Source organism: Microbispora bryophytorum (assembly GCF_043197435.1).
GTDB lineage: Bacteria > Actinomycetota > Actinomycetes > Streptosporangiales > Streptosporangiaceae > Microbispora > Microbispora bryophytorum.
Map to the genome: position 1 here is coordinate 183767 of NZ_JBICTF010000008.1, position 24074 is coordinate 207840.

The following is a 24074-nucleotide window of genomic DNA, read 5'->3' on the forward strand; positions in this document are numbered from 1 at the left end:
AGGGAGTGAGCATGCCCGTGTCAGGTCCACGTTCGACCTTGAAGGTCGCGTCCGCAGTCCACGGCGCGGCCGTCGTCGTGCGTGTGGAAGGCGATCTCGACGCCGGCACCGTTCACCTGCTCCATGGCGAGTTGGACCGGGTCTGGGAGTCGCCGGGGACGTCCGTCCTCGTGATCGACGTCGCCGAGCTGGAGTTCTGCGACTCGCGCGGGCTGAGCGAACTGATCTCCGCGTTGCAGCGCGGCCAGGCCATGAACGTCCGGTTGATCCTGAGCGGCGTGCAGGGCGTGCTGCGCCGGGTGCTGACGATCACCGGTCTGCGCAACGTGTTCGAACAGCACCCGTCGGTCGCCGAGGCGCTCCGCCTCGCGGCGGACGCCGGGCCGCGCCACTCCCGGTCCGGCGGCGAGCCCGGCTCAGGCTCCGACCCCGGCTCGGGCTCTGATCCCGGCGGGTTGTACGAGACCGCCGGCGACCGCTGAGCGCTGCCGGCCCCTGCCGTCCCGTCCTCCTTGCCTCCTTCCGCCTGGCGGGGTAAGTAGGGGTGTAACTTCTCTGTAGATCTCCAAAGAGGAAGATCTTTCGGGATGAGGACAGGCGATGACGACGAGACTTGGCGTCACGGTGAGCCATGAGGCGACGCACACTCTCGTCACTCTGACCGGTGAGCTGGACGTGATCTCCGGCGAGCGGCTGAGCACCGTGTTCGGCAAGTTGTCGGAGGAGGGCGGCACCCGGCTGGTCGTGGACGCCTCCGAGCTGACCTTCTGCGACTCCATGGGCCTGCGGCTTCTGCTGGAGGCGCACGACCGTGCCGTGGAGGCGGGCGGGTTCATGAAGCTCGCCGGCGTTCGGGGCGTATTCCGGAGGATCCTCACGGTGACCGGGCTGCACGCGGCGTTCCCCATCTACGAGACCCTCGCGGACGCCCTGGAAACCCTGGACGACTGACGCCGGTCACAGGCCGCTCCTGATCTCCGCCCGGAGCTCGGACAGGTCGACCGCGGCGTCGGTCAGGATGCGGACGCCGAGGCCCTCGCCCTCCCGGATGACGCCGAGGAGGATGTGCCCGTCGCGGATGTCCTTGCTCTTGAGTGCGATGGCCTCGCGCAGCGCGAGTTCGAGCGTCTTCCTGGCCCGGGGGCTGAACGGGGCCCGGCGCCCGCTGAGGAGGCCGCCCCGACGGCCGCGGCGCGGGTCCCGGTCGAGAGCGCCGACGCCGAAGACCTCCTCGATCTTCTCCCGGACGGCCGACAGGTCGATGCCGATCGTCTCCAGAGCCTCGGCGTCGATGTCCCCGCCCGTCGCGTTGCCGACGATCCGGACGACCTCCGCCCGCACCCGCGCGTGATCGACGCCCCGCGCCGCGAGGAGCCGGGCGGACAGCGTCTCCGGGCGGCTCAGCAGGCCGAGCAGCAGGTGCTCGGTGCCCACCTGCCCGTGCCGGAGTTCCCTGGCCTGCTCCTCGGCGTGTACGACGACCTGCCGGGCGTCTTCGGTGAACCTCTCAAGCATCTACTTCTCCCGTCTCAGCAGTCCTCGTCCGCCCGCGTACTTCTTGTGCACCGCCTGCCGGGACACCCCGAGCAGGAGCGCGATGTCCTGCCACGACCACCCCGCGGTGCGGGCGTTGTCGACCTGCAGTGCTTCGAGCCGTTCCACCAGGAGCCGCAGCGCCCGTACGGCCCGCAGGCCGACGGCCGGATCGCGGCTGCCGGCGTCGCTCGCCAGTTGTGCCGTATCGCTCATGTCGTCAACATAGGTTGACATCGCTCTTGTGTCAACCATGGTTGACACCGAGGAAAACGGTTTGCCCCTCGACCTGCGTTTTTGCGACGCTGGAACGACCATGCGCTCTCTTCCTGTGGCCGATCCCGGCACTCCCGACGCCCGCGGGCCGCTGCGCTACCTGTGGTGGGTGGCGCGCAGCCAGGCCGCCCCGATGCTGATCGGAGCCGGCCTGGCGGTGCTGTGGTGGCTGGGGCAGGCGCTCGTGCCGGCGGCCCTGGGCAAGGCGATCGACGCGATGGCCGCGCGGGACGCGGGCACGCTGCTCAGATGGTCGGCGGTGGTGCTCGGTCTCGGCGTGGTCCAGGCGGTCGCCGGTGTCATGCGCCACCGCTTCGCCGTCTTCGCCTGGCTGTCGGCGGCCTACCGCACCGTGCAGGTGACCGTACGGCAGGCGGCCAGGCTCGGGGCGACGCTGCCGGCACGCCTGTCGACGGGCGAGGTCGTCAGCGTGGGCAACTCCGACATCGCGCACATCGGCAACGCCATGGACATCCTCCTGCGCGGGACCGGCGCGGCCGTCGCCATCGTCGCGGTGACCGTGATCCTCCTCGCCACCTCGGTTCCGCTGGGCCTGGTCGTGCTGGTCGGAGTGCCGCTGATGGCGGCCGCGGTGGGTCCTTTGCTCAAGCCGCTGCACCGGCGCCAGCACGAGCAACGCGACCTGCAGGGCGACCTGGCCACCCGGGCCGCCGACATCGTGGCCGGCCTGCGGGTGCTGCGCGGCGTCGGCGGCGAACAGGTCTTCGCCGCGCGCTACCGCGAGGAATCGCAGCGCGTACGGCAGGCGGGTGTGCGGGTGGCCTCGGTGGAGTCCCTGCTGGAGGGCGCGCAGATCCTGCTGCCCGGCGTGCTGATCGCGTGCGTGACCTGGCTCGGCGCGCACTTCGCGCTCGACGGCCGCATCACGCCCGGTCAGCTTGTCGCGTTCTACGGCTACGCGGTCTTCCTGATCGCGCCTTTGCGTACGCTGACCGAGGCCGCGGACAAGCTGACCAAAGGGCACGTGGCGGCGCGCCGCGTCTGCCGCATCCTGTCGCTGGAGCCCGAGATCGCGGGCGGCGGCGGCCGTTTCTTCACGGGCGAGGGCACGCTGCGCGACGGCGGGTCGAGGGCCGAGGTGCGGCCCGGCCGGCTCACGGCGCTCGCGGCGGCCGCGCCGCAGGACGCACTCGCCATCGCCGACCGGCTGGGCAGGTTCGCCCCCGGCGACGTCACCGTCGGCGGCGCGCCGCTGGCGGACCTGCCGCTCGCCGAAGCCAGGCGGCACATCCTGGTGGCCGACAACGGCGCGCGGCTGTTCAGCGGACGGCTGCGCGACGAGCTCGACGTGCGGGGCACGGCCGGAGACGAGGACGTTCGCCAGGCGCTGTACGCCGCGTGCGCCGAGGACATCGTGGCGGCGCTGCCCGAGGGCCTGGACGCGTACGTGGCCGAGTCGGGCCGGGAGTTCTCCGGCGGCCAGCAGCAGCGGCTGCGGCTGGCCCGGGCGCTGATCGCCGACCCGGAGATCCTGATCCTGGTCGAGCCCACCAGCGCCGTCGACGCGCACACGGAGGCACGCGTCGCCGAACGGCTGGGCAAGGCGCGGGCCGGCCGCGCGACCCTGGTCTGCACGACCAGCCCGCTCGTGCTCGACCGGGCCGACCACGTGCTGTACGTCGAGGGCGGCGTGGTGCGGGCCGAGGGCACCCACCGGGCGCTGCTGGAGACCGAGCCCGCCTACCGGGCCACCGTCACACGCGAGCTGACGCGAGGGGAGGACTGAGCATGGCCCGGGAGATCCTGCCGGTCGCCGACAGGGCGCAGGTGCGCGCCTACGCCCGGCGGCTGACGCTGAAGTACCCCCGCCAGCTGGGCCTCGCGCTGGCCCTGCACGCGCTGGCGGCGGCCGCCGGGCTCGTCGCGCCCCGCATGCTCGGCGACCTGGTGGAGGGCCTGGCCAAGGGCCGGACCGACCTGCGCGTGGACGCCGTCGCCCTGGCCATCGGGGCCTTCGTGGCCGCGCAGGCCGTGCTGGTCAGGTTCGCCGTGTACGCGTCGTCGCGGCTGGGCGAGAAGGTGCTGGCCGAGCTGAGGGAGGACTTCGTCGGCCGGGTGCTGGCGCTGCCGCTCTCGACGGTCGAGCGGGCCGGCTCCGGCGACCTCATCACCCGCACGTCCAGGGACGTGGACGCGCTGTCCCGGAGCGTGCGGCACGCCGTGCCCGAGACGCTGATCGCGATCGTGACCGGCGTCTTCGTCGTCGGCGCGGTGATCCTCGTCAGGCCGGTGATGGCGGTGCCGTCGCTGGTCGCCGTGCCGCTGCTGTGGGGCGCCACCCGGTGGTACCTCAACCGCGCCAGGGACGGCTACCTGCGGGAGAACGCGGCGTACGCCGACATGACCGAGGGCCTGGCCGAGACCGTCGAGGGCGCGCGCACGATCGAGGCGCTGGGGCTGGAGAGCCGCCGCCGGGACCGTACGGACCGGGACATCGCGCGGTCGTTCGCCGCCGAGCGGTACACCCTGGGCCTGCGCATGGTGTGGTTTCCGGCCGTGGAGTTCGGCTACGTGATCCCGGTCGTGGCGACCCTGCTCATCGGCGGGCTGCTGTCCATCGACGGCTGGGTGACGGTGGCCCAGGTGACGACCGCAACGCTCTACGTGCAGCAGCTGATCGACCCGCTCGACCGGCTGCTGTCGTGGGTGGACGAGCTCCAGGTCGGCGGGGCCTCGATGGCCCGGCTGCTGGGCGTGGCCGACGTGCCCGACGACCGGGTCACCGGCGACACCCGGCCGGTGGGGGAGGAGCTGAAGGTCAGCGGCGTGCGGTACGCCTACCGCGAGGGCCGCGACGTGCTGCACGGCATCGACCTCGACGTACGACCGGGGGAGCGCCTGGCCATGGTCGGGCCCTCGGGGGCGGGCAAGTCGACGCTGGGCCGTCTCATCGCCGGGGTGCACGGGCCGGGGAGCGGGTCGGTCACGGTCGGCGGGGTGCCGCTGGTCGAGCTGCCGCTCGACGAGCTGCGCGGGCACGTCGCCCTGGTCACCCAGGAGCACCACGTGTTCCGGGGGACGCTGCGCGACAACCTCCTGATCGCCAGGCCCGATGCCTCGGACGCCGAGGTGCGCCGCGCGCTGGAGGCCGTGGACGCCTGGGAGTGGGTGGCGGCCCTGGGCAATGGATCCGGCGAGGACCTGGACACGGCGGTGGGCTCGGGCGGCACGGCGATCTCCCCGGCCCAGGCGCAGCAGCTCGCGCTCGCCCGGCTGGTGCTGGCCGACCCGCACACGCTCGTCCTCGACGAGGCCACGTCGCTGATCGATCCGCGGGCCGCCCGCCACCTTGAGCGGTCGCTCGCGGCCGTTCTGGAGGGCCGTACGGTCATCGCCATCGCGCACCGGCTGTACACCGCGCACGACGCCGACCGGGTGGCCGTGGTCGAGGACGGCCGGATCAGCGAGCTGGGCTCCCACGACGACCTGGTGGCCGCGGGCGGTGCCTATGCCGCGCTGTGGGACAGCTGGCACGGCACCGCCCGCTGACTCAGCTCAGGCCGAGCGACTTCTTGAGGAAGTCGAGCTGCAGGAGCAGCAGGTTCTCGGCGACGACCTCCTGCGGCGTCATGTGGGTGACGCCCGACAGGGGGAGCACGGTGTGCGCGCGGCCGGCCGCGAGCAGGGCCGACGACAGCCGCAGCGTGTGCGCGGCGACCACGTTGTCGTCGGCCAGGCCGTGGATCAGCAGCAGCGGGCGCTCCAGCTTCTCGGTGTCTCCCTTCTCGGCGTCACCGAGGAGGGAGGAGCGCTCGTAGTGCCCCTCGTCCGGGTGGCCGAGGTAGCGCTCGGTGTAGCAGGTGTCGTACAGGCGCCAGTCGGTGACCGGCGCCCCGGCGACCGCGGCATGGAACACGTCCGGGCGGCGCAGCACGGCGAGCGCGGCGAGGTAGCCGCCGAACGACCAGCCCCGGATCGCCACCCGGGACAGGTCGAGGTCGTCCGGGTGCAGGGCCGCCGCGCCCTGGAGGGCGTCCACCTGGTCCTGCAGCGAGATCGTGAAGTCGTGCAGCATCTCGCGCTCGAAGGCCGGGCCGCGCCCCGGCGTGCCCCGCCCGTCGGCCACGATCACGGCGAAGCCCTGCTCGGCCCACCACTGGGACTCCAGGAACATCCGCCGGGCCGACAGCACGCGCTGGGCGTGCGGCCCGCCGTACGGGTCCATCAGGACGGGCAGCGGACCCGAGCCGGGCACGTGCCATGAGGGCAGCAGGATCGCCGTGGACAGGTCGCGCGAACCCGCCCGGACGAGCGACACCCGCGGCTCCAGACCCGGGCGCTCGGCCAGGTTATTGATCGACGCCGAGCCGACGGTCACCGTCATGCCCTCGGTGTCGAGGCTCTGCCGGGCGACGAGCGTCACGCCGCCGGCCCGGCGGCCGGAGTGGACGCCCGGCTCTGTCGTGACGGCGCTGACGATGCCCGCGGAGTAGGTCCACAGATGGATCTCGGTGGGCTCGCCGCTCGCCTGGAAGAGCACGGTGTCGCCGTCGACGTCGAGCACCGCGCGCACCTGCAGGGACGGCGGCGTGACCGGCTCGTCGCCGACCACGAGGCGGTGGCCGCCGTCGGCGTCGGCCACCCACACGAGCGTCCCGTCGGACAGGCGGGCCGGGACGCCGGCGACGATGTCCACCCAGGCCGGGTCGGTGTCCTCGCGCAGGAGCGTCGTCTCGCCCGTGTCCGGGTCGGCCGACAGCAGGCGCATGGTCCGCTGGTCCCGCGAGAGCGTGACGATGGCGAGGCCGTGCGCGTCCCAGGCCGCCGTCACCAGGTACTCCTGGTCGAACGGCACCGCCGTACGCGCGCCGTCCAGGCCGATGACGTGCAGTGTGACCTCGGCGTTGGCCGTGCCGGCGGCGGGATAGCGCTGCGGGACGGGCTGACGATCGGGGTTGGCCGGGTCGGCGATGTGCCACAGCGGCACCGGAGACTCGTCCACCCGCGCGACGAGCAGGCGGTCGCCGGAGGGCGACCACCAGTAGCCGCGCATCCGCTCCATCTCCTCGGCCGCGATGAACTCCGCGAGGCCGTAGGTGACCAGGTCGTTCTCCGGCTCGGCGAGTAGGGTGTCCGCGCCGGTGTCCGTGCCGGTGGAGATGTCCAGCACGTGCAGGGCGCCGCCCGTGACGTACGCGACCCGCGCGCCGGTGGGGTCGAGCCGGGGGTCGATGACCGGCCCGGCCGCCGGGAGCCGCCGCACCTCGCCCGAGGCGAGACCGGCCAGGTAGAGCTCGCCCGACAGCGCGAAGACGGCCTGCCGGACCGCACGGTCCGTGGCGTACGCCACCACGCCGCCCGCCGACTCCCGCGACCGCTCGCGGCGGGTGCGCTCCTCCGGCGGCAGGTCCTCGTCGGCGGCCCCCAGCGCGAGGGGATCGACGACGAGCCGCTCGGCTCCGGACGCGACGTCCAGCTCCCACAGGCAGGTCACCGGATCGGTGCCCGACCGCGTCCTGAGGAAGGTCACCCGACCGCCGTCAGGGGAGATCGTGAAGTTGCGCGGCACCCCGAGGGTGAACCGCCGGGTCCTGGCATGCAACCGCGGGAAGCTCTCCGTCATAGCTCCTCATACTGCCAGCACGAGGGCACTACCCTCGGATGCATGACTGACCGTCGCCTGCTGCTCGTGCACGCCCACCCCGACGACGAGACGATCGGCACCGGGGCGACCATGGCCAAGTACGCCGCCGAGGGCGCGCACGTGACGCTCGTGACCTGCACCCTGGGGGAGGAGGGCGAGGTCATCCCGGCGGAGCTCGCCCACCACGCCGCCGACAGGGACGACAGCCTCGGTCAGTACCGCATCGGCGAACTGGCCTCGGCGTGCAAGGCGCTCGGCGTCACCGATCACCGGTTCCTGGGCGGGGCCGGCCGCTGGCGCGACTCGGGCATGATGGGCGCGGCGACCAACGACCGCCCCGGCTGCTTCTGGCAGGCCGACCTCGACGAGGCCGCGGGCGAGCTGGTCGCGGTGATCCGCGAGGTCAGGCCCCAGGTCCTCGTCACCTACGACGAGAACGGCTTCTACGGCCATCCCGACCACATCCAGGCGCACCGCGTCGCCTGGCGGGCCTTCGAGCTGGCCGCCGACCCCGCGTTCCCCGGCGGGGAGCCGTGGCGGATCGCCAAGTTCTACCTCACCGCCATGCCCAGATCGGTGCTGCGGTGGACCATCGAGACCATGCGCGAGGCCGGCGTCGACTTCTTGGTGCCCGAGTCGATCGACGACATGCCGGGATGCGCCGACGAGGACGTGACGACGGAGATCGACGCGCGGCCCTACGTGGAGGCCAAGCTCGACGCGATGCGGGCGCACGCGACGCAGATCGCCGTGGACGCCCCGTGGTTCGCGCTGTCCAACAACGTCGGCCAGCAGGCACTCGGGGTCGAGCACTTCATCCTGCGTGCGGGGGTTCCCGGGCGGCCCGGCATCGGCGCTCCGCCCGAGGTCGGCGGCCTCGGCGAGCCGTACAACCGGGAGACCGACCTGTTCGCCGACATCGGCTAAGTTGGGCGGTATGACCCAGGAGACGCAGGTCGCCGTCGAGAACGAGGACGTTCCCGGCCCGCTGGCCGGGGCCGTGACCGGTGCGGCGTACGGCATGCTCTTCCTGCTGGGCGTGGTGCTCGGCGTCGTCGGGGGCTTCCAGCACGCGTGGTACGCCGGGCAGGTGCCGGTCGCCGCGATCGCCTGGCTGGCCGCCCTGTTCGCCGTGCCGTACGCGATGGGCAGACTGATGGGCGGAAGGCTGGGCGCGCTCGTCCCCGCCGCCGGCTGGCTCCTCGTCTCGTACCTACTGGCCACGCCGCAGCAGGCCGGCGACCTCGCCATCGCGGGCAACTCGGCCGGCTACTGGTACCTGTACGGCGGCGCCGTCGCCGTCGCGGCCGCCGTGGTGGTCACCCGGTCCGCGAACTCGTGGCTGCTCACCTCGTACACCCGGGCCTGAGCCTGCCTGTGCTCGCCCGTGCTTGCCTGCTTGTATAGGCGCGGACCCTCGCCGATCCTGGGGACATGCGGCGGTCGCACCGGGTCCGGCAGGTCATCAACTACGTCAACCTCTCCACGCCCCTCGGGCTGCTGATCGCGCGGATCGGCGGAGCCCGCACCCACAGGGGGGAGCGCGGCCTCGTCTACGCGCACGGCTACCGCATCCCGTTCCCCGTCGCCGGGGCGTTCACGGTGGGCAACGTGATCCTGACCAAGCACAGGGAGGGCTATCTCACCGGCTGCCTGCTCGACCACGAGTCGCGCCACGCCACCCAGTACGCGTTCTGCGTCGGCCTGCCCATGCTCGTGCTGTACGTGCTCGCCTCGGCCGTCTCGTACGCCGTCTGCGGTCATCCGGCCTCGTGGAACCTTTTCGAACGGATGGCCGGTTTGGGCGACGGTGGTTATCCCCTCGTGCATCCCTGGTGGAGGAGAAGGCGAAGGAGGTCGCATTCCACCTGAAGGCGGAGGAAACATGAAGGGAATCCACCGGTCGCAGGAGGAATAATTTCGGCTCCGCGGGGATCATGGAGAGCGGAAGGGAGTTCCCCATGTCGCAGACGATTCACCCGGAAAGCCCTGAAGCCACAGAAATTCCCGTTTCTCCCGTTCCGAAAGCGCCGAGTGCGCCGATTGTTCCGCCTGCCACACCCCGCCGATGGCCGTCCAGCTTCGCCGACAGGCTGACCGCCCCTCTCCCGGACTTCCGCGAGGTCACCAGTGTCATGTGGCACGGGCAGCTGCGGCCCGACATCGGTGACAGCGACCAGATTCCCGTCCACCGTGTCGGCCTGCCCCGCGCCGCCGCGACCGAGACCGTGGTGACCTGGGTCGGCCACGCGACGTTCGTTCTCCAGATCGGCGGGCTGACCGTGCTGACCGATCCGGTGTGGTCCCGCAAGATCCCCGGTGTGCGCCAGCGGCTGACCCCTCCCGGCGTCGCCTGGTCCGACCTGCCTAAGGTCGACGCGATCGTGATCAGTCACAACCACTACGACCACCTGGACGCGCCGACGATCCGCCGCCTGCCGAGGGACACGGCCGTCTTCGTACCCGCCAAGCTCGGCGGGTGGTTCCGGCGGCGCGGCTTCCGCGACGTGACCGAACTGGACTGGTGGGAGTCGGCCCGCCTCGGCGACGTGACGTTCGACTTCGTCCCGGCGCACCACTGGAGCCGCCGTACGCTCTGGGACACCTGCCGCACCCTGTGGGGCGGATGGGTGCTCACCTCACCCGAGCGCCGGGTCTACTTCGCCGGTGACACGGCCTACGGAGAGCGGTTCGCCCAGATCGGCGAGCGTTACCCGGGCATCGACCTCGCCCTCATGCCGGTCGGTGCCTACGAGCCGCGCTGGTTCATGAAGGTCTCCCACGTCGACCCCGCCCAGGCCGTGCAGGGCTGCCTCGACGTGGGCGCGCGGCGGATGGCCACCATGCACTGGGGCACGTTCGTGCTGTCGGGCGAGCCGCTGCTGGAGCCCGTACGCGAGGCCCGCGCCGTGTGGGAGGCACGCGGCCTCGACCCCGCCGACCTGTGGGACCTCGCCGTCGGCGAGAGCCGTACCCTCCCCTGACGGGCCGGCCGGGATGGCGCTTGCGGGAGAGCGGCTCCGGCTGTGGCTCCGGCTGTGGCTAGGGCCGCTCTCCGAGCATCGCCGCGGCGTTGACCAGCCGCGTCCGCAGTTGCCGCCGGAACGCCCGGAGTTCGGGGCCGTGTCTGTCCGCGATCGTCCGCTGGGCATCGATCTCACTCGTCAGCCGCACGCTCAGATAGTCCACCTGCAGCTTGCAGCGCATGTCCGCCGCCGCGGTGGCCTCCTCCCGCGTGTCACCCGGTTTCCGCCAGCGCGGGTCCTCCCACGCCTTGACGGGCGTTGGGTAGGTGTAGCCGGCCCTCTTCATGCAGGCGCTCCACGCCGTGTTCACCGCCTTCACCCGGGGATCAGCAATACCCGTATCGGGCGGCCAGGGCAGGATCGACGAACAGGTAACGGCGGGCTCTCGGCGTCGTGTCGCGCTGCGGTGGCAACGGAGTGTCGTCGTATCCCTTCATTCCGAACCTATTCGTGCACAGGGCCATCGAATGGCGTACGGCGTTGACGAGCCGGGCTCGCTGTTCGGGTGTCGGCTCGAACGTGTCCAGGGGGAACACCGCGTTCTCGACCGTCCGTACCGCCTTCTGAGCCGCCTGCCCGCCGTCCGGCACGGGCGACGCGGTGGCAGTGGTGCCCACTGCGGCGGCGGTTCGGCTCGCCTGGCACCCACTGAGCGCGACAGCGGCGAGCACGGCGAGCGGAAGCGGGCGGAAACGCGAAACATAAGGCACATCTGCATTCTTTTCCCAGTGGGCTTCGCTCGCATAATCAGGGCATTTACGGAAGGACAAACCTCGAGTTTCCGTTCGGCGGCAACGACCGCGCGGGCCCTGGCACCATGCGGCCATGAGCTTCGCGACCGCCGATCTCTACGACGCCCGCGGTGACGCGCTGCGCAGTTGTGTCACACAGTTCCGCTCGTACGGCTCACGGACGCGATTCTCCGGCCATATCGTCACGGTCCGCTGCCTGGAGGGCAACGCGCTCGTCAGCAGGTGCTCCCGACACCGGGCGAGGGCCGGGTGCTGGTGGCCGACGGCGGCGGATCGCCGCGTACGGCGCTGCTCGTCGACATGATTGCGACCTCGGCGGTGGAGAACCGCTGGGCGGGCGTGGTGATCAACGGCGCAGTAAGGGACACGGCAGCCCTGACCAGGCTCGACCTTGGTAATAAGGCGCTCGGCGTCAACCCGCGCAAGAGCGCCAAGACCGGCCTGGGGGAGATCGATGTCCCGGTGAACTTCGGCGACGTGTCCTTCCGCCCAGGTGCATGGCTCTACAGCGACGAGGACGGCATCCTCGTCAGCGACCAGCGCCTCGACGTCTGAGCTTTCCGGCTGCTGCCGGTGCCGCCACCCGGCGGCTCTCTCACTCCCGTAGTCGCCGGGCTCCCGCCTGGCGGTGGTAGGTGAAGGTCCAGCGGTCGGTGCCGGTCTTGTGGCGGGTGTAGCGGTCGGGGTGCTGGTAGCGGTCGCGGTTGTGGAACTGGCAGGCGGGGCCGAGGAGTTTCAGGTCGGTGAGGCCGCCGGTGCTCCAGTTGTCGGCGTGGTCGATCTGGCACATGGTGGCGGGCAGGGGGCAGCCGTCGATCCAGCAGGTGGCGTAGCGGGCGTAGACGGCTCGTCGTTGGGCGGGGGTGGCTAGGCGGACCTTGCGGCCCATGTCCAGCACCTGCCCCTCGGCATCCATCACCAACCGCACCAGGCTGCTGGTGCGGGCCAGGCGATGCACACTGGAGACCGGCAGCATCTGCCCGGTCGCCAGCAACAACCCCGGCGCCGCCCCCAGTGGCTTGCCCGGTGGTGTCCCCGGCCCAGGCTCGCTCGACGGTGTCCCGGGCTCTGGTTCCGATGGTCTCCCCGGCTCCGGTCTCGGCGCTCCCGGTGCCGCGCCTCGCGCCGTCTCTGCTCCCGACTGCTCATGGTGTACGTCGTTGCGGCCTTCGGGCGTGCCCTGCCCATGCCAGCAGTCCCCCGCAGGCTGACGCCCGGCGTGAGTGTGGTGCGCAGCGGCGTCCTCGGGAGGAGGATCCGGCCATTGCGCCGCGCAGGAATGCGCTTCGCTCGGAGGCACCGCGTGTGGTGGCGCTACGTGTGGTGGCGCTGCGTGTGAGGGCGCTACGTGTGGAGGCGCTCCGTGTGGAGGTGCTGCGTCTGGAGGCGTGCTACCGCCGTAGGCGGGCCGTGCGGCTGCGCGCTCGGGGTCTGTTTCAGCGTGGGCCGCCGCGTGGTCTCGGTCTGCGCCCCTGGGCGGTGCGGTGTCGTCGCCCTCGGCAGAGGCAAGGTCAAGGTCGGTGCTCCCGGCAGCGGCCTCCGCGACCGCCCCGGCATCGGCATCGGCTGCTGCCCCGGCATCGGCTGTCGGACCGGCTGCTGTCTCGGCTTCGGCGGTGCCGGGGTCATCTGGCCGGTGGGGGCCCTCACCCTGAGCAGGTGCGGCAGCACCGGTCATGCCCGCGTCGCCGGGGTCGGCGGGGTCGAGGTTGCCGGGGGCGTCGTCGGTGGGGATGGCGTCTTGGATGTCGTCGTCTTCCACACAGCAGGGCCCGGCAACGCTATCTGGGTCGCCAAAGGCGCCAGTGTCCTCGCTGTCCCAGCCGTCCCCGGCACTGTCCGCACCCTGAGCGTTCTCGGCGTCCTGGGCGTCCCGGCCGTCCCCGGCACCCTCGCCGCCCTGCGCACCCTCGCCGTCCTCGGCGTCCGCACCCCGGACATCCTCGGTGCACTCGGCACCCTGCGCATCCTCAGCGTCCTGGGCGTCTTCGATTGCCTCAGTGGCTTCGGTGGTTTCGGGGTGGTCGGGGTCGGGGTCGGGGTCGGGGCCTTCGGGGTGGTCGGGGGCGGGGTGGTCGGGTTCGGGGTCGGTGGGGAGGGATTCGGCGTTGACCAGGACCAGGAGCTCAGCGACGATCTTCTGCTCCATCAACGCGATGAACGCATCCGCCTGGCGGACCCGCAGCGGCCGGTCATCGTCCTCCGCGCGTGGCTTGGCATAAGCATCCAGCAGCGCCCGCAACCGGGCCGCCGCCTCACGCGGCAGATAAAACTCCCCCTCCAACCCGCCACCCGCGGTGGGGCGGACCCGCAGAAACCGCCGCCCGTAATCGGCCTGCTCGTCCCGCTCCTCACCATCGGGGTCGAGCACCGCCCGCAGATACCGCCCGGCCTTGGCCACCTCCGCCGGCCCCGCCTTACCCGCCAACTCCAGCAGGATCGGCTCGGCCAGGCCCGCGTGCTCATCACTCAACCGCGCGGTGGCCGTGCAGATCGCCTCCACCACCCCCGCCGAAAGGTCCCCGGCGGCGAACTTCTCCCGCACCTTCGGCAGGCGGGCCAGCTCCACCGCCAGGGTCAGCAGACGGCCCGCTCCGGCCACGCTCATCCCGGCGGCGGTGCGTAGCCAGCTGCGGGTGGAGGCATGCCCATGCTGTTTGGCCTGCCCCGCCCGATGTACCTGCCCCACCCGATCCGCCAACGCGCACGTGATTCGATCCCGCGCGAACAGCAAATCCTCGGCCTCGGCCACGCAGATGTCCGCATCGCCCGGCAACACCGCCAACGCCAACGCCTGCGCCGACTCACGCAACGAACCCACCAAAACCCACGACGACCGGCCCTTGCCCTGACCGGGACCGGCCTCACAACCACCGGCGCTCCCGGCATCGGCATCGGCACCGGCACCACCAGCACTCCGGCCACCGCCTGCACCACGGGCGCTCCCGGCACCGGCACGGGCACCAGCGCTGTCGCCGCTGTCGCCGCTGTCGCCGCTCGCGGCGCCGGGCGCGGCGACAGCGGCGACCTCACCGTCTGTGAGCCCGCTGCCGGTGCTGCTGGCACTGCTGCCGGTGCTCTTGGTGCTGGTGTCAGCCTTGGTGTGGCTCGCGTGCCGCGCCGGCTGGGGGTCGGCGATCGGAAAGTGCTCGCGGGCGAGCGAACCTTCCGACGACCACAGAGGGGAATCGGCGGTCAGCCGATCCCACCAGTCCCTGTCGGGAGCTCGAACGACGATGACGGCCGGAATCCAGATCTAACAGATCCACTGCACCCTCCTCGCTCAATTTCGAACCCTTGTATGAATTCTTCCATCCGCTCGTCACTCTGAGCAACCGACAGAAGCGAATAGTTGGAGCAGCAGGTTGAGTCGCCGGTTGTTCTCGGGTGCTTGAGGCCCGGAAGGGGTCGGCTGTCCGGGGTGCTCCTCTCGCAGCCGCGTTCAACGGTCTGCGGGTTACGGGCGCGGATACCGAGCTGGACGGGCGAGCTCGCAGGAAAGGGGCGGAGGCGACTGTCGAAGCCGTTCAACAGGCCAGGCGCTGACGTGACTTCGGCCCTCACTCTGGGCGGCAGGCGAATCCGCTGCCGGGCCAGCTGTCAGTACGCGCGAAGGAGGCCGGCGGTGGGCTCGTTCGGGTGCCGAGAAGGGGGCCGGTGGTGGCCCGTTCGGGCGACGAGAGGGGGGCCGGTGGTCGGTTCGGTCAGGTGCGCGAAGCGGATCGGCCGGCCGGTCCCTGCACGCGTGAGAAGTGCCCGCTAGGAAAGCGTCCACAAATCTTGGCCGGGTCGATCACTGCGCCGGAAGGAACCTCCGGTCCTCGCGAAGCCACTCCGCTCCCTCCACCCCGATGAACGACGGTGGACAGCGCACTAGATACGGCCGATGTCGGCGGGCAGGCCGAGGGCGAGCACGTGGTCGAAGTGGAGGAAGGTCTCGAACTTGGACCCCGGCGCGACCGACTCGTCGGCCTCCAGGTCGCGCAGCAGGCGTAGCGCTTCGGGCGTGTCGAGGTCGTCCTCCAGCGCCCGCTGGACGCGCCCTGAGTGGGCGTCGTCGATCGGGCGGCTCGGCAACTCCGCCCATTCGGCCACCCGCCGCCGAAGCCGCCGCAACTCCTCGTCGGCGGCACGAAGATCATCCCAGCTGAGGTCGATCGGTCGCCGGTAGTGGTGCTCCAGCAGGGCCAGCCGTACGGCGAGGGGATCGAGACCGGCGTCGACGAAGCCGGACAGTGGCACGACGTGACCGGCGCCGGCCGGGCGGCCCTCGAACAGCAGGCGACCGGAATGCGCCCAGTGGGCGGCGGCCTCCTGACCGGTGGCGGCGTTCGACTGGGCCCGCGCCCTCTCGTGGTGAGGAAAGCACAGGTCGGCCCCGCCCACGTACAGGTCGAAGCGGGGGCCGAGGAACCGCAGCGGCGTGGCGGAGCACTCCAGGTCGCGGCCGGGGAGACCGCGGCCCCAGGGCGCGTCCCAGACCGCTCCGGCGTCGCCGGCGGCCGAATCCCTTGAGGGCTCCGCCGCCGGCTCCCAGAGGGGCCAGTCGGGCGCGGAGCCCGGCTTGCCGGAGATCTCGCCGTATGTGGGGAAGGACGCCGCGTCGAAGAACACCGCCCCCTCCGGGGTGGCGTAGGCGTGACCGCGCTCGATGAGACGCCCGATGAGTTCGATCACCAGGCCCATCGTCTCGCTGGTCCTGGGGGAGTGCTCGGGGGCGCGCATGTTGAGCGCGAGCATGTCGGCGTCGAGAGACGCGCCGTTCCCGCCACGAGGGCCCCGAGGGTCCCGGGCATCGCCGGCGTCACCACCATCGCCGCCGTCCCGGTGAACGAGATCGGAGACATTGCGGCAGGCGAGGACCCGCAGATTGGAGCGTTCGGCGATGCGGCGGACCAGGTCGGCGAGCAGGGCGGCGCGCAGGTCGGCGAGGCCGGCGGGCCCGTGCGCGGCACAGGTGTACATCCGCAGAACCCGCGAACCGGCCGGGGCGACGGGCACGATCTGCCGGGTCAGGGTGTCTTGGAGCCGCAACATGCTCCGAGCCTACGTGCTCCCCCCGACATCCCCGCCCCGGCCCCCGCGCCGGAATCAGCGCCGTAAACAGCGCCGAAATCCGGGCCGGAATCAGGGCAGGAAGCGGATGATGTCGCGGTCGCCGCGCTCGCGCAGGCGGTCGAGGACGTCCTCGCGGACGGACCCCTCGGGCAGGCCGATGCGGGCGCCGATGAGACGCAGGCCCTCGGCCTCCGAGGCCACCGGGGCGGTGTACCCGATCAGGTGCAGCGCGTGATTGATCGCGGGCAGCCCGGCCCCCGCCGCCGGCAGGAAGCGGGTCAGCAGCTCCCCGCCGTCGGAGACCGTGAGGAAGACATGGTCGCCCTCGGACGCGTTGTACTCCGCGAGAACGTGCCTGATCGAGCCGATGGTCGGCTGGTTGTGCCAGCTGATCACCACCTCGCCCGACGCCGTGGAGGCGGTGAGCTGCCCGCCGGGCGCCATGCCGAGGTGCGCGGCGAAGCCGGTCGGCAGCGGGGAGCCCGAGCCGCGCAGGTGCTCGGCGTTCACGTCGACGCGGTGCCACCAGCGGCCGTCCCTGCTGCGGAAGCAGCGGCGGGTCATCGAGACGTCCCGTCGCGGCTGGTACGGCTCGGCCTGGTCCTGGCCGGCCACCCTGATGTAGCCGCGCTGGGTCCGCTCGAACCCGGGCCCTCCGGCGTACGCCCTGATGGAGCTCTCGCTCACGTCGTAGTGGGAGGTCAGGTTGTCCACGACCGTGCTCACGGACGCCTCGCCGCCCGCGCGCTCGATCTCCCGAATGATCATCTCCCGGATGCCGAGGTACTCGTCGCCGCCCCAGCTCCGCAGGCCGTACTTGCTGCGGTCGAGCCGGATGAACCGCTCGTCCGCGGCGAGCTGGTTGCGGATGCCGACGAGGCTGTAGTCCTCGCCGATGCGCCCCTGGATGTCCTCGGGGGTGAGCGGGGCGTGGGCGACCGTCAGCACGGCCTCCGCCTTGTCGCCCATGCTGCGCGGCCAGGGGACGATGTGGCCGTCCATGACCCGCAGATGCGGCACCGACGCCAGCCAGCGGTCGGCGACGTCCTCCCGGATGCCGAGCTGGGCGACGAGGGAGACCGCCTCCTCCAGCGGCCGGGGGCCGTCGGCGAACAGCTGCCGTGTCTTGTCCCTGAGCTCGTCCGCGCCGCCCGCGATCATCCAGCCGTCCACCTGCTCGTACCCGGTCAGCAGCGTACGGACGAACCGCCAGGCGGGGATCGCGAGCGTGATCAGCTCGGTGCGGTGCCAGGGCACGGCGGCGGCGAGGTCGTCGGCGGGAACGGCCGAGCCCAGCCGGGTGCGCAGCCAGGACAGGTGGGCGTTCAGCGGCGCGGCGGACGGGCCGTTCAGCCAGCCCGCCACGTGGTCGCGCAGGTCGCGCTCGATCTGCCGGATCCGCTCGCGGGTGACCGAGAAGCGCTGGGCCAGCTCGTCCAACGTGGCCCGCTGGGCCTGGCCGGGGTGCAGCGATGTGTCGAAGTAGAGCCGGTCGCGCGCGATGGCCCGCTGACGGTCGTCGAGCCGGGCGAAGATCTCGTCGATGACCTCGGGCATCGGCCGGTCGGGAAGGGCCGGCGGGACCGGCACCCCGGCCTGCTCTCCCACAGGCTCCGTGGCCAGCAGCTTGTCGATCACTTCGACGTAGAGGTCGCGGACGCTCTCCCGGGGGCCGGGCGTCTGGAGGCTCTCCTCCGGGTGGGTGAACCTCAGCAGCGGGAGGATGTCGCCGAGGACCAGGTGCGCCCAGCAGGCGGTGGTGAGGTCGGCGAGCCGGGAGGCGACCTGGCCGGTTCCCACCGCCGCGCAGGCCCGGCCGAGGGGAAGCGCCTGCCACCACGCGTCGGGAAGACCGGGGTCGCTCGCGATCGGCTCTACCTGGCTGGGCGCGGTCCAGCGCAGCGGAGGCACGATGTCGCTAAGGCTGAGGTTCATGCAGGTCCAACCGGCAAGGGGAATATATCCGCAGTTCAGACTAGGGGATCGGACGTCAGGCCGGGATGAAGGGACTGGCGCGCCCCGAATAGGACACGTAGAGCAGCTCTCCCGCCCGTGTGCACGCCACGTAGAGCAGCCCCCGTTCGCGTTGCAGATCGTGCGCCCGGGCCGTCGGGTCCTCGTCGGCCGGGGTCAGCGCGTCCGGCGCCGGCACGATTCCGTCAGCCACGCCTATCACGGCCACCCGGCGGAATTCCAGCCCTTTCATGCCATGAAGGGAGGTGACTTTGACCGTGATGCCCGCTTCGCGTAGTGCGGTGCGCGCGGTACGCACGAGGTTCGAGGTACGCGCGGCCACCGCGATCTCGGCGGTCGGCACCCCTTCCTCAAGCCACTCGGCCACGGTGGAGACGAGCCCGGCGATCTCCGCCTCCGCGTCCACGTACCCGCGCACCATCGGACGCGCGCCGTAGTCGAGCGCGCGGTAGCCGTACATCGCGGCGTTGCCCGCGACCAGGCCGTCGGCCGGACCGCCGCCGCGCAGGCGCACTCCCCACGAGAGGATCTCGGCGGGCAGCCGGTGGGAGATCTTCAGCCGGAACTGACGGGCGGGGATGCCGACGTCCGCAAGCGCGACCCGCGTGTCGAACATGCGCTGGTGCGGGTCTCCCACGATGAACAGGTCGTTCGGGGCGGCGGGGACCGCCGCCCGCAGCAGCCGCCACTGGGCCGGGTGCAGGTCCTGCGCCTCGTCCACCACGATGTGCCGGTACGGCTCCCGCCCCGGCGCCTCGTCGCCCAGCAGGTCGCCCACGGCCCGCCCGAGCAGGCCCGCCGCCTCCGAGGCGAGCTGGAGCAGGGTGCGCCGGCCGGACTCGCGCAGGTGCCGTACGACCTGCTGGACGGCCTCCCACACCGTCGTCCTGGCCTCGGCGTCGAGCCGGACGCCGCGGCCGGGCCGGGCGGCGGACTGATACTCCTCCAGCGTCCGCAGGTCCTGCGCGAGGATCACCTGCTCCCATTCGCGCAGCAGGAACGCGCTGCCGAAGCGCCCGACGGCGGCCTCCTGCCACAGCCCGGCCAGGTCGTCGGAGGAGACGAGGGCGGGGGCGCGGCCTTCCGCCTCGGCGACGATGCGGTGCGCCATCCTGTCGACGTTGCCCACCTCGACGCGCTTGCGGACCACCTCGTCATCGATGATCATGTCGAGCCGCGCGGACAGCTCGGTCGCGAGGCTCTGGGAGAACGTCACCAGCAGCACCGGGCCGGTGGCCGCGCGGGCCAGCAGGGCCGCCCGGTGCAGCGCGGCGACCGTCTTCCCCGTGCCCGCGCCCCCGGTGATCAGCACCGGCTGCTCGTACGCCGGCCAGTTGGCGTACGTGTGCTGCGGCGGATAGAGGAACGTGCACCAGCCCGGCAGCATGAGGACGCGTTCGAGCTCAGCGGCGTCGGCGGTGAACGCGGCCCGGTCGGGGCTGCGCCGCAGCGCCGTCAGGAGGTCCTCGGGGTCGATCTCGTCGGCGACGCGGGAGCGGCAGGCGTCCAGCTCGCGCCAGGCCGCCGTGAGCGAGCCGCCGCGGGCGAGCGCGGCGAGCGGCGCGTACTGGCTGTGCGGGAGCAGCGGCTCCACGGCCGCGAGATGCGACTCCGACGTCATCAGCCGCAGCAGCGGCAGCAGCTGGGCGTCGACGCCGACGTTCAGCAGATCGGAGTCGCACCAGTTCTCGAACAGCGGCCGGCCACCGGTCCTCGACGCGCGGCGCAGAGCCGGCTCGATCCGCTCCAGAGCCTCGGCGTCCCAGATCTCGACGATCCCGACGGCCGTGTTGACACCGAACCTGTGCCGCTGCGCGTACGCCCACGCCTCGGCGTCCGGCAGCACGGTGAGCAGCCAGTAGACGTCCTCCTGCCGCACCACCACCCCCCGGTGGCGGTCGGCGAGCCGCAGCGTGGCGACGCGGGGATCGCGGCAGTTGCGCACCCTCTCGGGGTGCGGCGCGGCGGACGCGTTCAGCAGGAACCGGCGCACCGCGACGGCGACGTCGCGGCGGACCGGGCGGGTGAGCGCGCCGAGCCCGCGCAGGAACTCCGGGGAGATCGCGAGCCGGGGCATCGGCTATCCCAGCAGGGTCAGCAGGTCGCGGTCCCCGCGTTCTCGCAGCCGCGCGAGGAGTTCGGGCCGTCCGGCGGGTGCGGTGAGGCCGACGCGCGCCGCGATCACCCGCGCGGCCTGCTCGGTCGTGCCGCTCGGCGCGGTGTAGCCCACCAGGCGCAGCGCGCGGCTCGTCTGGTCGCCGCCGTTCGCCGCTGGTAGGTGCCGTACGCGCAGCATGCCCTCCTCGGACAGGGTCAGGAAGATGTGGCTGCCCTCCTCGGCCGAGACCTCGCCGAGAATCCGCTGGAGGGAGCCCAGGACCGGCCGCGCGTGCCAGGACAGGCCGACCTCCCCGGCCGCGCTGCGCACCGTGCGGTCCTCGCCCGGCGCCAGATGGACGTACGCCGCGAACCCGCTCGGCAGCGGCACCTCGCCGCCGTGGAGGTGGTCGCCGGACACGTCGACCCTGAGCCACCACCGGCCGTCCGGCTGCCGGAAGCACCGCCGCGTCAGCGCAACGTCCTTGAGCCCGCCCTGCTGCCCGCCCGGCTGCCGGTCCTGCTGCCGGTCGGGGTCGACCTGGGACGCCTTCTGGGCGCGCAGTTGCGGCACGCTCTCCAGCCACTGCCTGGCGACGTCGGGACGGACGCCGAGAGAGCCGATCATCTCCAGCGCCTGGGGAACGGTCGGCGGGCGCTCGGCCGAGGCGATCAGGCTCCGCGTGCTCTCCCGCAGTTCCTCGATGTCACCGGCCACGATCCAGTCGCCGGAGAGGCGGTATCCGGGGAGCGTGGCGAGCACGAACCGCCAGGCGGGCAGCTCCAGCGAGCGCAGCTCGCGCTCGTGCCACTCGGCCGCCGTGACGAACCGCTGCTCGGGGACCGCGACTCCGAAGGTGTCGGTGAGCCAGGCCAGATGCTCGTTGTACGGCTTCGCCTCCGGAAGCGCGAGCCAGCGGGACAGCCGGTCGCGCAGGGCCGCATCGAGGTCGTGGATGACGTCGGGAGGGACGGCGAGCAGCCTGGCCAGCTGCTCGGGATCGGACGGCTCGCCGGCGAAGACCCGGTTCTGCGCCACCATCCAGGTCTGGTCGTCGAGGTCGCCGAACGCCGCGTCGATCAACTCGGGGATGTCCGGGTCCTCTTCCTCCGCTGCCTGTTCGTCCGGGGGATCCTCGACCGGCGCGGAGATCGGCGCGGAGATCGGCGCGGAGATCGGCGCGGAGACCTGCCGGGCCCCCTCCGGGGACATCCGTAAGAACACGGCGCTGAACAGAGCGGTCAGCACGGGGCGGGCCCTGATGAACGGCTGGTCGGCCAGTTCCCGGCCGGACAGCGCGAGCAGGCCGGGCCACGACCCCGCCCGGTCGAGCGCGATCGCGACCTGGGGGTCGTCGGCGTCGTCGGGGTCGAGCACGTGCAGCGCGGGCAGCACGTCGCCGACGGCCGCCGCCGGCCAGTGGTCGACCGCGAGCTCGGTGAGCAGGTCGCCCAGCGCCTCGGCGTCCAGGACGGCGAGCACCCGGTGCAGGGGCAGCGTCCGCCACCAGGCGTCCGGCAGGCCGGGCCGGTCGGCCAGGGCCGTGATGCGGGCAGCGTCACTCCAGCGCAGCGGTGGCACGAGGTCACTCAGGCAGAAGTTCATGCGTTCCCCATCACTCACGAAGACCAGTCCATAGTCTGGCAAATTGCCCCGTCGTGGTGGAGATGTCAGTGACGTTCTGCGGCGAACCGGAGGCGGACGTAGTCGGCCATCCAGCCGGTCTCCCTGCGCAGCGCGGGGGCGGCCAGTTCGTTGACCCGGCGCAGCAGCGGCTCCACGGCCGCCGGGGGGACCCGGTCGAGCAGCGAGCCGGCGAACGTCCGGACCCAGTCGGCCGCGCCGTTGGGGCACTCGTCGAGCGGGGTGGGACGGTCGAAGTACTCCAGCAGCCGGACCGTGAACCCGCCCTTCTCCAGGCGGTGGGCGTACTCACCGGGGCTGGGGAAGTACCACGGCAGCTCGGGTTCGGGCAGGCCGTACTCGCGCCAGGCGGTGAGCACGGCGGAGGTCAGGGTCGCGCAGTTGCCCGCGCCGCCCATCTCGGCGACGAACCGGCCGCCCGGCCGCAGCGCCTCCCGCACGCAGTCGATCACCGCGTCGGGGTCGCGGCTCATCCAGTGCAGCGCGGCGTTCGAGAAGACCGCGTCGTACCGCTGGGCGACGGTGAAGTCGTAACCGTCGCCCACGGTGAAGTCGAGGCCGGGATGGTGCGCGATGGCCTGCTCGATCATGGAGTGGGAGCCGTCGATGCCCAGCACGTGGGCGCCGCGCCTGGCGATGTCGGCGGTGAGCACGCCGGTGCCGCACCCGAGGTCGAGCACGCGCTCACCAGGGCGCGGGTCGAGCAGTTCCACCAGCGGCGCGCCCTGAGCCGAGACGTAGCCGAAGGAGCTGTCGTAGGCGCGAGCGTTCCATCGGGTGAGACTGGGAGTTTCGTACCTCAAGATCGGCTCGCATTCTGACACGTGGTGCCCGGTGCCGGGATTGCCGCAATCTCATGCCGACTTGTGAGACTGCTGTGATAACGACACACTTTACGGCTTCCGCCGCCCCCGCGAGATCGGGGGACGATCGGGGGACGATCGGGGGACTCAGCCGACCATCCGGCCCCAGTGCGCGGTCACGTATGACTTGGCCTGATCCTGCTCGGGGATGTTCAGGATCACCGGGTCGCCGGACGCCTCCGGCAGCCTGGCGGCGGCGTCCGCGTCCAGCGTGTCGCGCATCTCCATGGCCTCCATCCGGGCGGGCCGCGCGTACGCCTTGAGGAAGAGGTTCTGGCCCTCGTCGGACAGCAGGAACTCCTCCCACAGCCGGGCGGCGGCCGGGTGCGGCGCGTCGGCGCTGATGGCCTGCATGTAGTAGGAGGCGAACACCTCGTTCTTCGGGATCGTCACCCGCCAGGACGCCGCGCCCTGGCCGGAGGCGGCCCGCGCCGCGTTCATGTAGTCCCAGTCCACCACCGCGGCCGCCTGGTCGGGCCGGCCGAGCATGCCGCCCTTCTTCAGCCGCGCGAACAGGTTTACGCCCCGCGCCGCGTCCGGCAGTCCGCTGCCGAGCGAGGCGGCCATCACGGCGCCGAACGCGGAGGCCATCTGCCGCGGGTCGCCCGGCAGGGCCACGATCGTCCCCGGCCTGACCAGCGCGCCGTACGACGCGGGGGCGGGGACCTTCCTCGGGTCGTAGCCGATCGACATGTATCCGCCGTAGGCGGCGAACCAGCGTCCTCGCTGCTCCTTGGCCTCGTCGGGGATGTCCGCCCAGCCTGTCACGCGGTAGGGCGCGAACAGCTTGGCGTTGGCGATCGCGACCTCCAGGGCGAGGTCGAACACGTCCGGCGCCTGGTTCGTCCCCTTCAGGCGGGCCGCGGTGTCGATCTCCTGCTTGCTGCTCGCCTCCGGCACGATCGAGGTCACCTTGATGCCGTACTTGTCGGAGAAGCGGGCGAGGATCTCCTTGTAACCGACCCAGCCGCCCGGCAGGCCCACGACCGTGAGCGCGCCCTCCTTCTTGGCCGCCTCGACGAGCCTGTCCATGGTGCCGAACCCGGACTCCAGGCTGTCGGCCCGGGGGTTCAGGGGCGGCAGCGGCTTGTCCGGCGAGGACGGCGACGACGGCTTCGAGCACGCGGAGGCCGCGAAGAGGAGGACGACCGCAGAGGAGATCGTCACGGCGCAGGCACGTATGGTCACGCCGCGTATGCTCCCCGCGCGACGGCGGTCGTTCGCCTCGGCACGCTGAGGTATTAC

At 72.1% G+C, this 24074-nt stretch carries 20 protein-coding genes and 1 pseudogene; 9 read left to right on the forward strand and 12 right to left on the reverse strand.

Annotation, left to right across the window (positions count from 1 at the left end; all coding sequences use genetic code 11):
• The first annotated feature begins 11 nt into the window (after window positions 1-11).
• Window positions 12-482, forward strand: coding sequence for an STAS domain-containing protein (locus ACGFIB_RS26750; protein ID WP_357240484.1), 471 nt, complete (start codon window positions 12-14; stop codon window positions 480-482).
• A gap of 118 nt (window positions 483-600) precedes the next feature.
• Window positions 601-951, forward strand: a complete 351-nt coding sequence (locus ACGFIB_RS26755; protein ID WP_142571304.1) for an STAS domain-containing protein — start codon at window positions 601-603, stop codon at window positions 949-951.
• 6 nt (window positions 952-957) lie between these two features.
• Here ACGFIB_RS26755 and ACGFIB_RS26760 read toward each other — a convergent pair whose 3' ends face one another.
• Together ACGFIB_RS26760 and ACGFIB_RS26765 are read right to left on the reverse strand one after the other, a co-directional pair.
• A complete protein-coding gene (locus ACGFIB_RS26760) occupies window positions 958-1515 on the reverse strand; it encodes a Clp protease N-terminal domain-containing protein (protein ID WP_357163652.1) in 558 nt (185 codons plus the stop codon).
• Window positions 1516-1749 carry an RNA polymerase subunit sigma-70 gene (locus ACGFIB_RS26765; protein WP_142571306.1) on the reverse strand — a complete coding sequence of 78 codons (234 nt, stop codon included), beginning with the start codon at window positions 1747-1749 and terminating at the stop codon, window positions 1516-1518. It lies immediately after the preceding gene.
• A gap of 100 nt (window positions 1750-1849) precedes the next feature.
• Between ACGFIB_RS26765 and ACGFIB_RS26770 the strand changes: the two genes are divergently transcribed.
• Complete coding sequence (locus ACGFIB_RS26770) at window positions 1850-3556, forward strand: ABC transporter ATP-binding protein (protein WP_357263148.1); 1707 nt, start codon at window positions 1850-1852, stop codon at window positions 3554-3556.
• Window positions 3557-3558: 2 nt separating this feature from the next.
• Complete coding sequence (locus ACGFIB_RS26775; protein WP_393375852.1) at window positions 3559-5319, forward strand: ABC transporter ATP-binding protein; 1761 nt, start codon at window positions 3559-3561, stop codon at window positions 5317-5319.
• A gap of 1 nt (window position 5320) precedes the next feature.
• On the opposite strand, the gene ACGFIB_RS26780 is transcribed toward ACGFIB_RS26775, so the two are convergent.
• Window positions 5321-7393 (reverse strand): DPP IV N-terminal domain-containing protein, encoded by a 2073-nt coding sequence (locus ACGFIB_RS26780; RefSeq protein ID WP_393375855.1) that lies wholly within the window; start codon window positions 7391-7393, stop codon window positions 5321-5323.
• A 42-nt stretch (window positions 7394-7435) separates the two neighbouring features.
• On the opposite strand from ACGFIB_RS26780, the gene mshB reads away from it, so the two are divergent.
• The 4 genes from mshB to ACGFIB_RS26800 all read left to right on the forward strand — a co-directional run bounded on the left by mshB (window position 7436) and on the right by ACGFIB_RS26800 (window position 10398).
• Window positions 7436-8341 carry an N-acetyl-1-D-myo-inositol-2-amino-2-deoxy-alpha-D-glucopyranoside deacetylase gene (mshB, locus tag ACGFIB_RS26785; protein WP_393375858.1) on the forward strand — a complete coding sequence of 302 codons (906 nt, stop codon included), beginning with the start codon at window positions 7436-7438 and terminating at the stop codon, window positions 8339-8341.
• 10 nt (window positions 8342-8351) lie between these two features.
• Complete coding sequence (locus ACGFIB_RS26790; RefSeq protein ID WP_357240469.1) at window positions 8352-8783, forward strand: DUF6113 family protein; 432 nt, start codon at window positions 8352-8354, stop codon at window positions 8781-8783.
• A 65-nt stretch (window positions 8784-8848) separates the two neighbouring features.
• A complete protein-coding gene (locus ACGFIB_RS26795) occupies window positions 8849-9286 on the forward strand; it encodes a hypothetical protein (RefSeq protein WP_142571312.1) in 438 nt (145 codons plus the stop codon).
• A gap of 263 nt (window positions 9287-9549) precedes the next feature.
• Complete coding sequence (locus ACGFIB_RS26800; RefSeq protein ID WP_357240466.1) at window positions 9550-10398, forward strand: MBL fold metallo-hydrolase; 849 nt, start codon at window positions 9550-9552, stop codon at window positions 10396-10398.
• Between the two features lie 58 nt (window positions 10399-10456).
• Here ACGFIB_RS26800 and ACGFIB_RS26805 read toward each other — a convergent pair whose 3' ends face one another.
• Both ACGFIB_RS26805 and ACGFIB_RS26810 read right to left on the reverse strand, forming a co-directional pair.
• Entirely contained in the window at window positions 10457-10726 is a 270-nt protein-coding gene (locus tag ACGFIB_RS26805; RefSeq protein WP_393375863.1) for a hypothetical protein, read from the reverse strand.
• A gap of 40 nt (window positions 10727-10766) precedes the next feature.
• Window positions 10767-11150: a hypothetical protein gene (locus ACGFIB_RS26810; protein ID WP_393375866.1), complete on the reverse strand. Its 384-nt coding sequence runs from the start codon at window positions 11148-11150 to the stop codon at window positions 10767-10769.
• 115 nt (window positions 11151-11265) lie between these two features.
• Here ACGFIB_RS26810 and rraA point away from each other — a divergent pair.
• Window positions 11266-11747: pseudogene (gene rraA / locus ACGFIB_RS26815) on the forward strand (ribonuclease E activity regulator RraA).
• A 40-nt stretch (window positions 11748-11787) separates the two neighbouring features.
• On the opposite strand, the gene ACGFIB_RS26820 reads toward rraA, so the two are convergent.
• From ACGFIB_RS26820 to ACGFIB_RS26850, 7 genes are all read right to left on the reverse strand, one after another.
• A complete protein-coding gene (locus ACGFIB_RS26820) occupies window positions 11788-14013 on the reverse strand; it encodes a DUF222 domain-containing protein (protein ID WP_393375869.1) in 2226 nt (741 codons plus the stop codon).
• Between the two features lie 1052 nt (window positions 14014-15065).
• Window positions 15066-16229 (reverse strand): cysteine--tRNA ligase, encoded by a 1164-nt coding sequence (locus ACGFIB_RS26825; RefSeq protein WP_393375872.1) that lies wholly within the window; start codon window positions 16227-16229, stop codon window positions 15066-15068.
• A gap of 90 nt (window positions 16230-16319) precedes the next feature.
• Complete coding sequence (locus tag ACGFIB_RS26830) at window positions 16320-18185, reverse strand: sigma factor-like helix-turn-helix DNA-binding protein (RefSeq protein ID WP_393375875.1); 1866 nt, start codon at window positions 18183-18185, stop codon at window positions 16320-16322.
• Window positions 18186-18240: 55 nt separating this feature from the next.
• Window positions 18241-20301: a UvrD-helicase domain-containing protein gene (locus ACGFIB_RS26835; RefSeq protein WP_393375878.1), complete on the reverse strand. Its 2061-nt coding sequence runs from the start codon at window positions 20299-20301 to the stop codon at window positions 18241-18243.
• A 3-nt stretch (window positions 20302-20304) separates the two neighbouring features.
• Window positions 20305-21945, reverse strand: coding sequence for a hypothetical protein (locus tag ACGFIB_RS26840; protein WP_393375881.1), 1641 nt, complete (start codon window positions 21943-21945; stop codon window positions 20305-20307).
• Between the two features lie 47 nt (window positions 21946-21992).
• Complete coding sequence (locus tag ACGFIB_RS26845) at window positions 21993-22769, reverse strand: class I SAM-dependent methyltransferase (protein ID WP_142571322.1); 777 nt, start codon at window positions 22767-22769, stop codon at window positions 21993-21995.
• A 147-nt stretch (window positions 22770-22916) separates the two neighbouring features.
• Window positions 22917-24017 carry an ABC transporter substrate-binding protein gene (locus tag ACGFIB_RS26850; protein ID WP_393375883.1) on the reverse strand — a complete coding sequence of 367 codons (1101 nt, stop codon included), beginning with the start codon at window positions 24015-24017 and terminating at the stop codon, window positions 22917-22919.
• Between the last annotated feature and the right edge of the window lie 57 nt (window positions 24018-24074).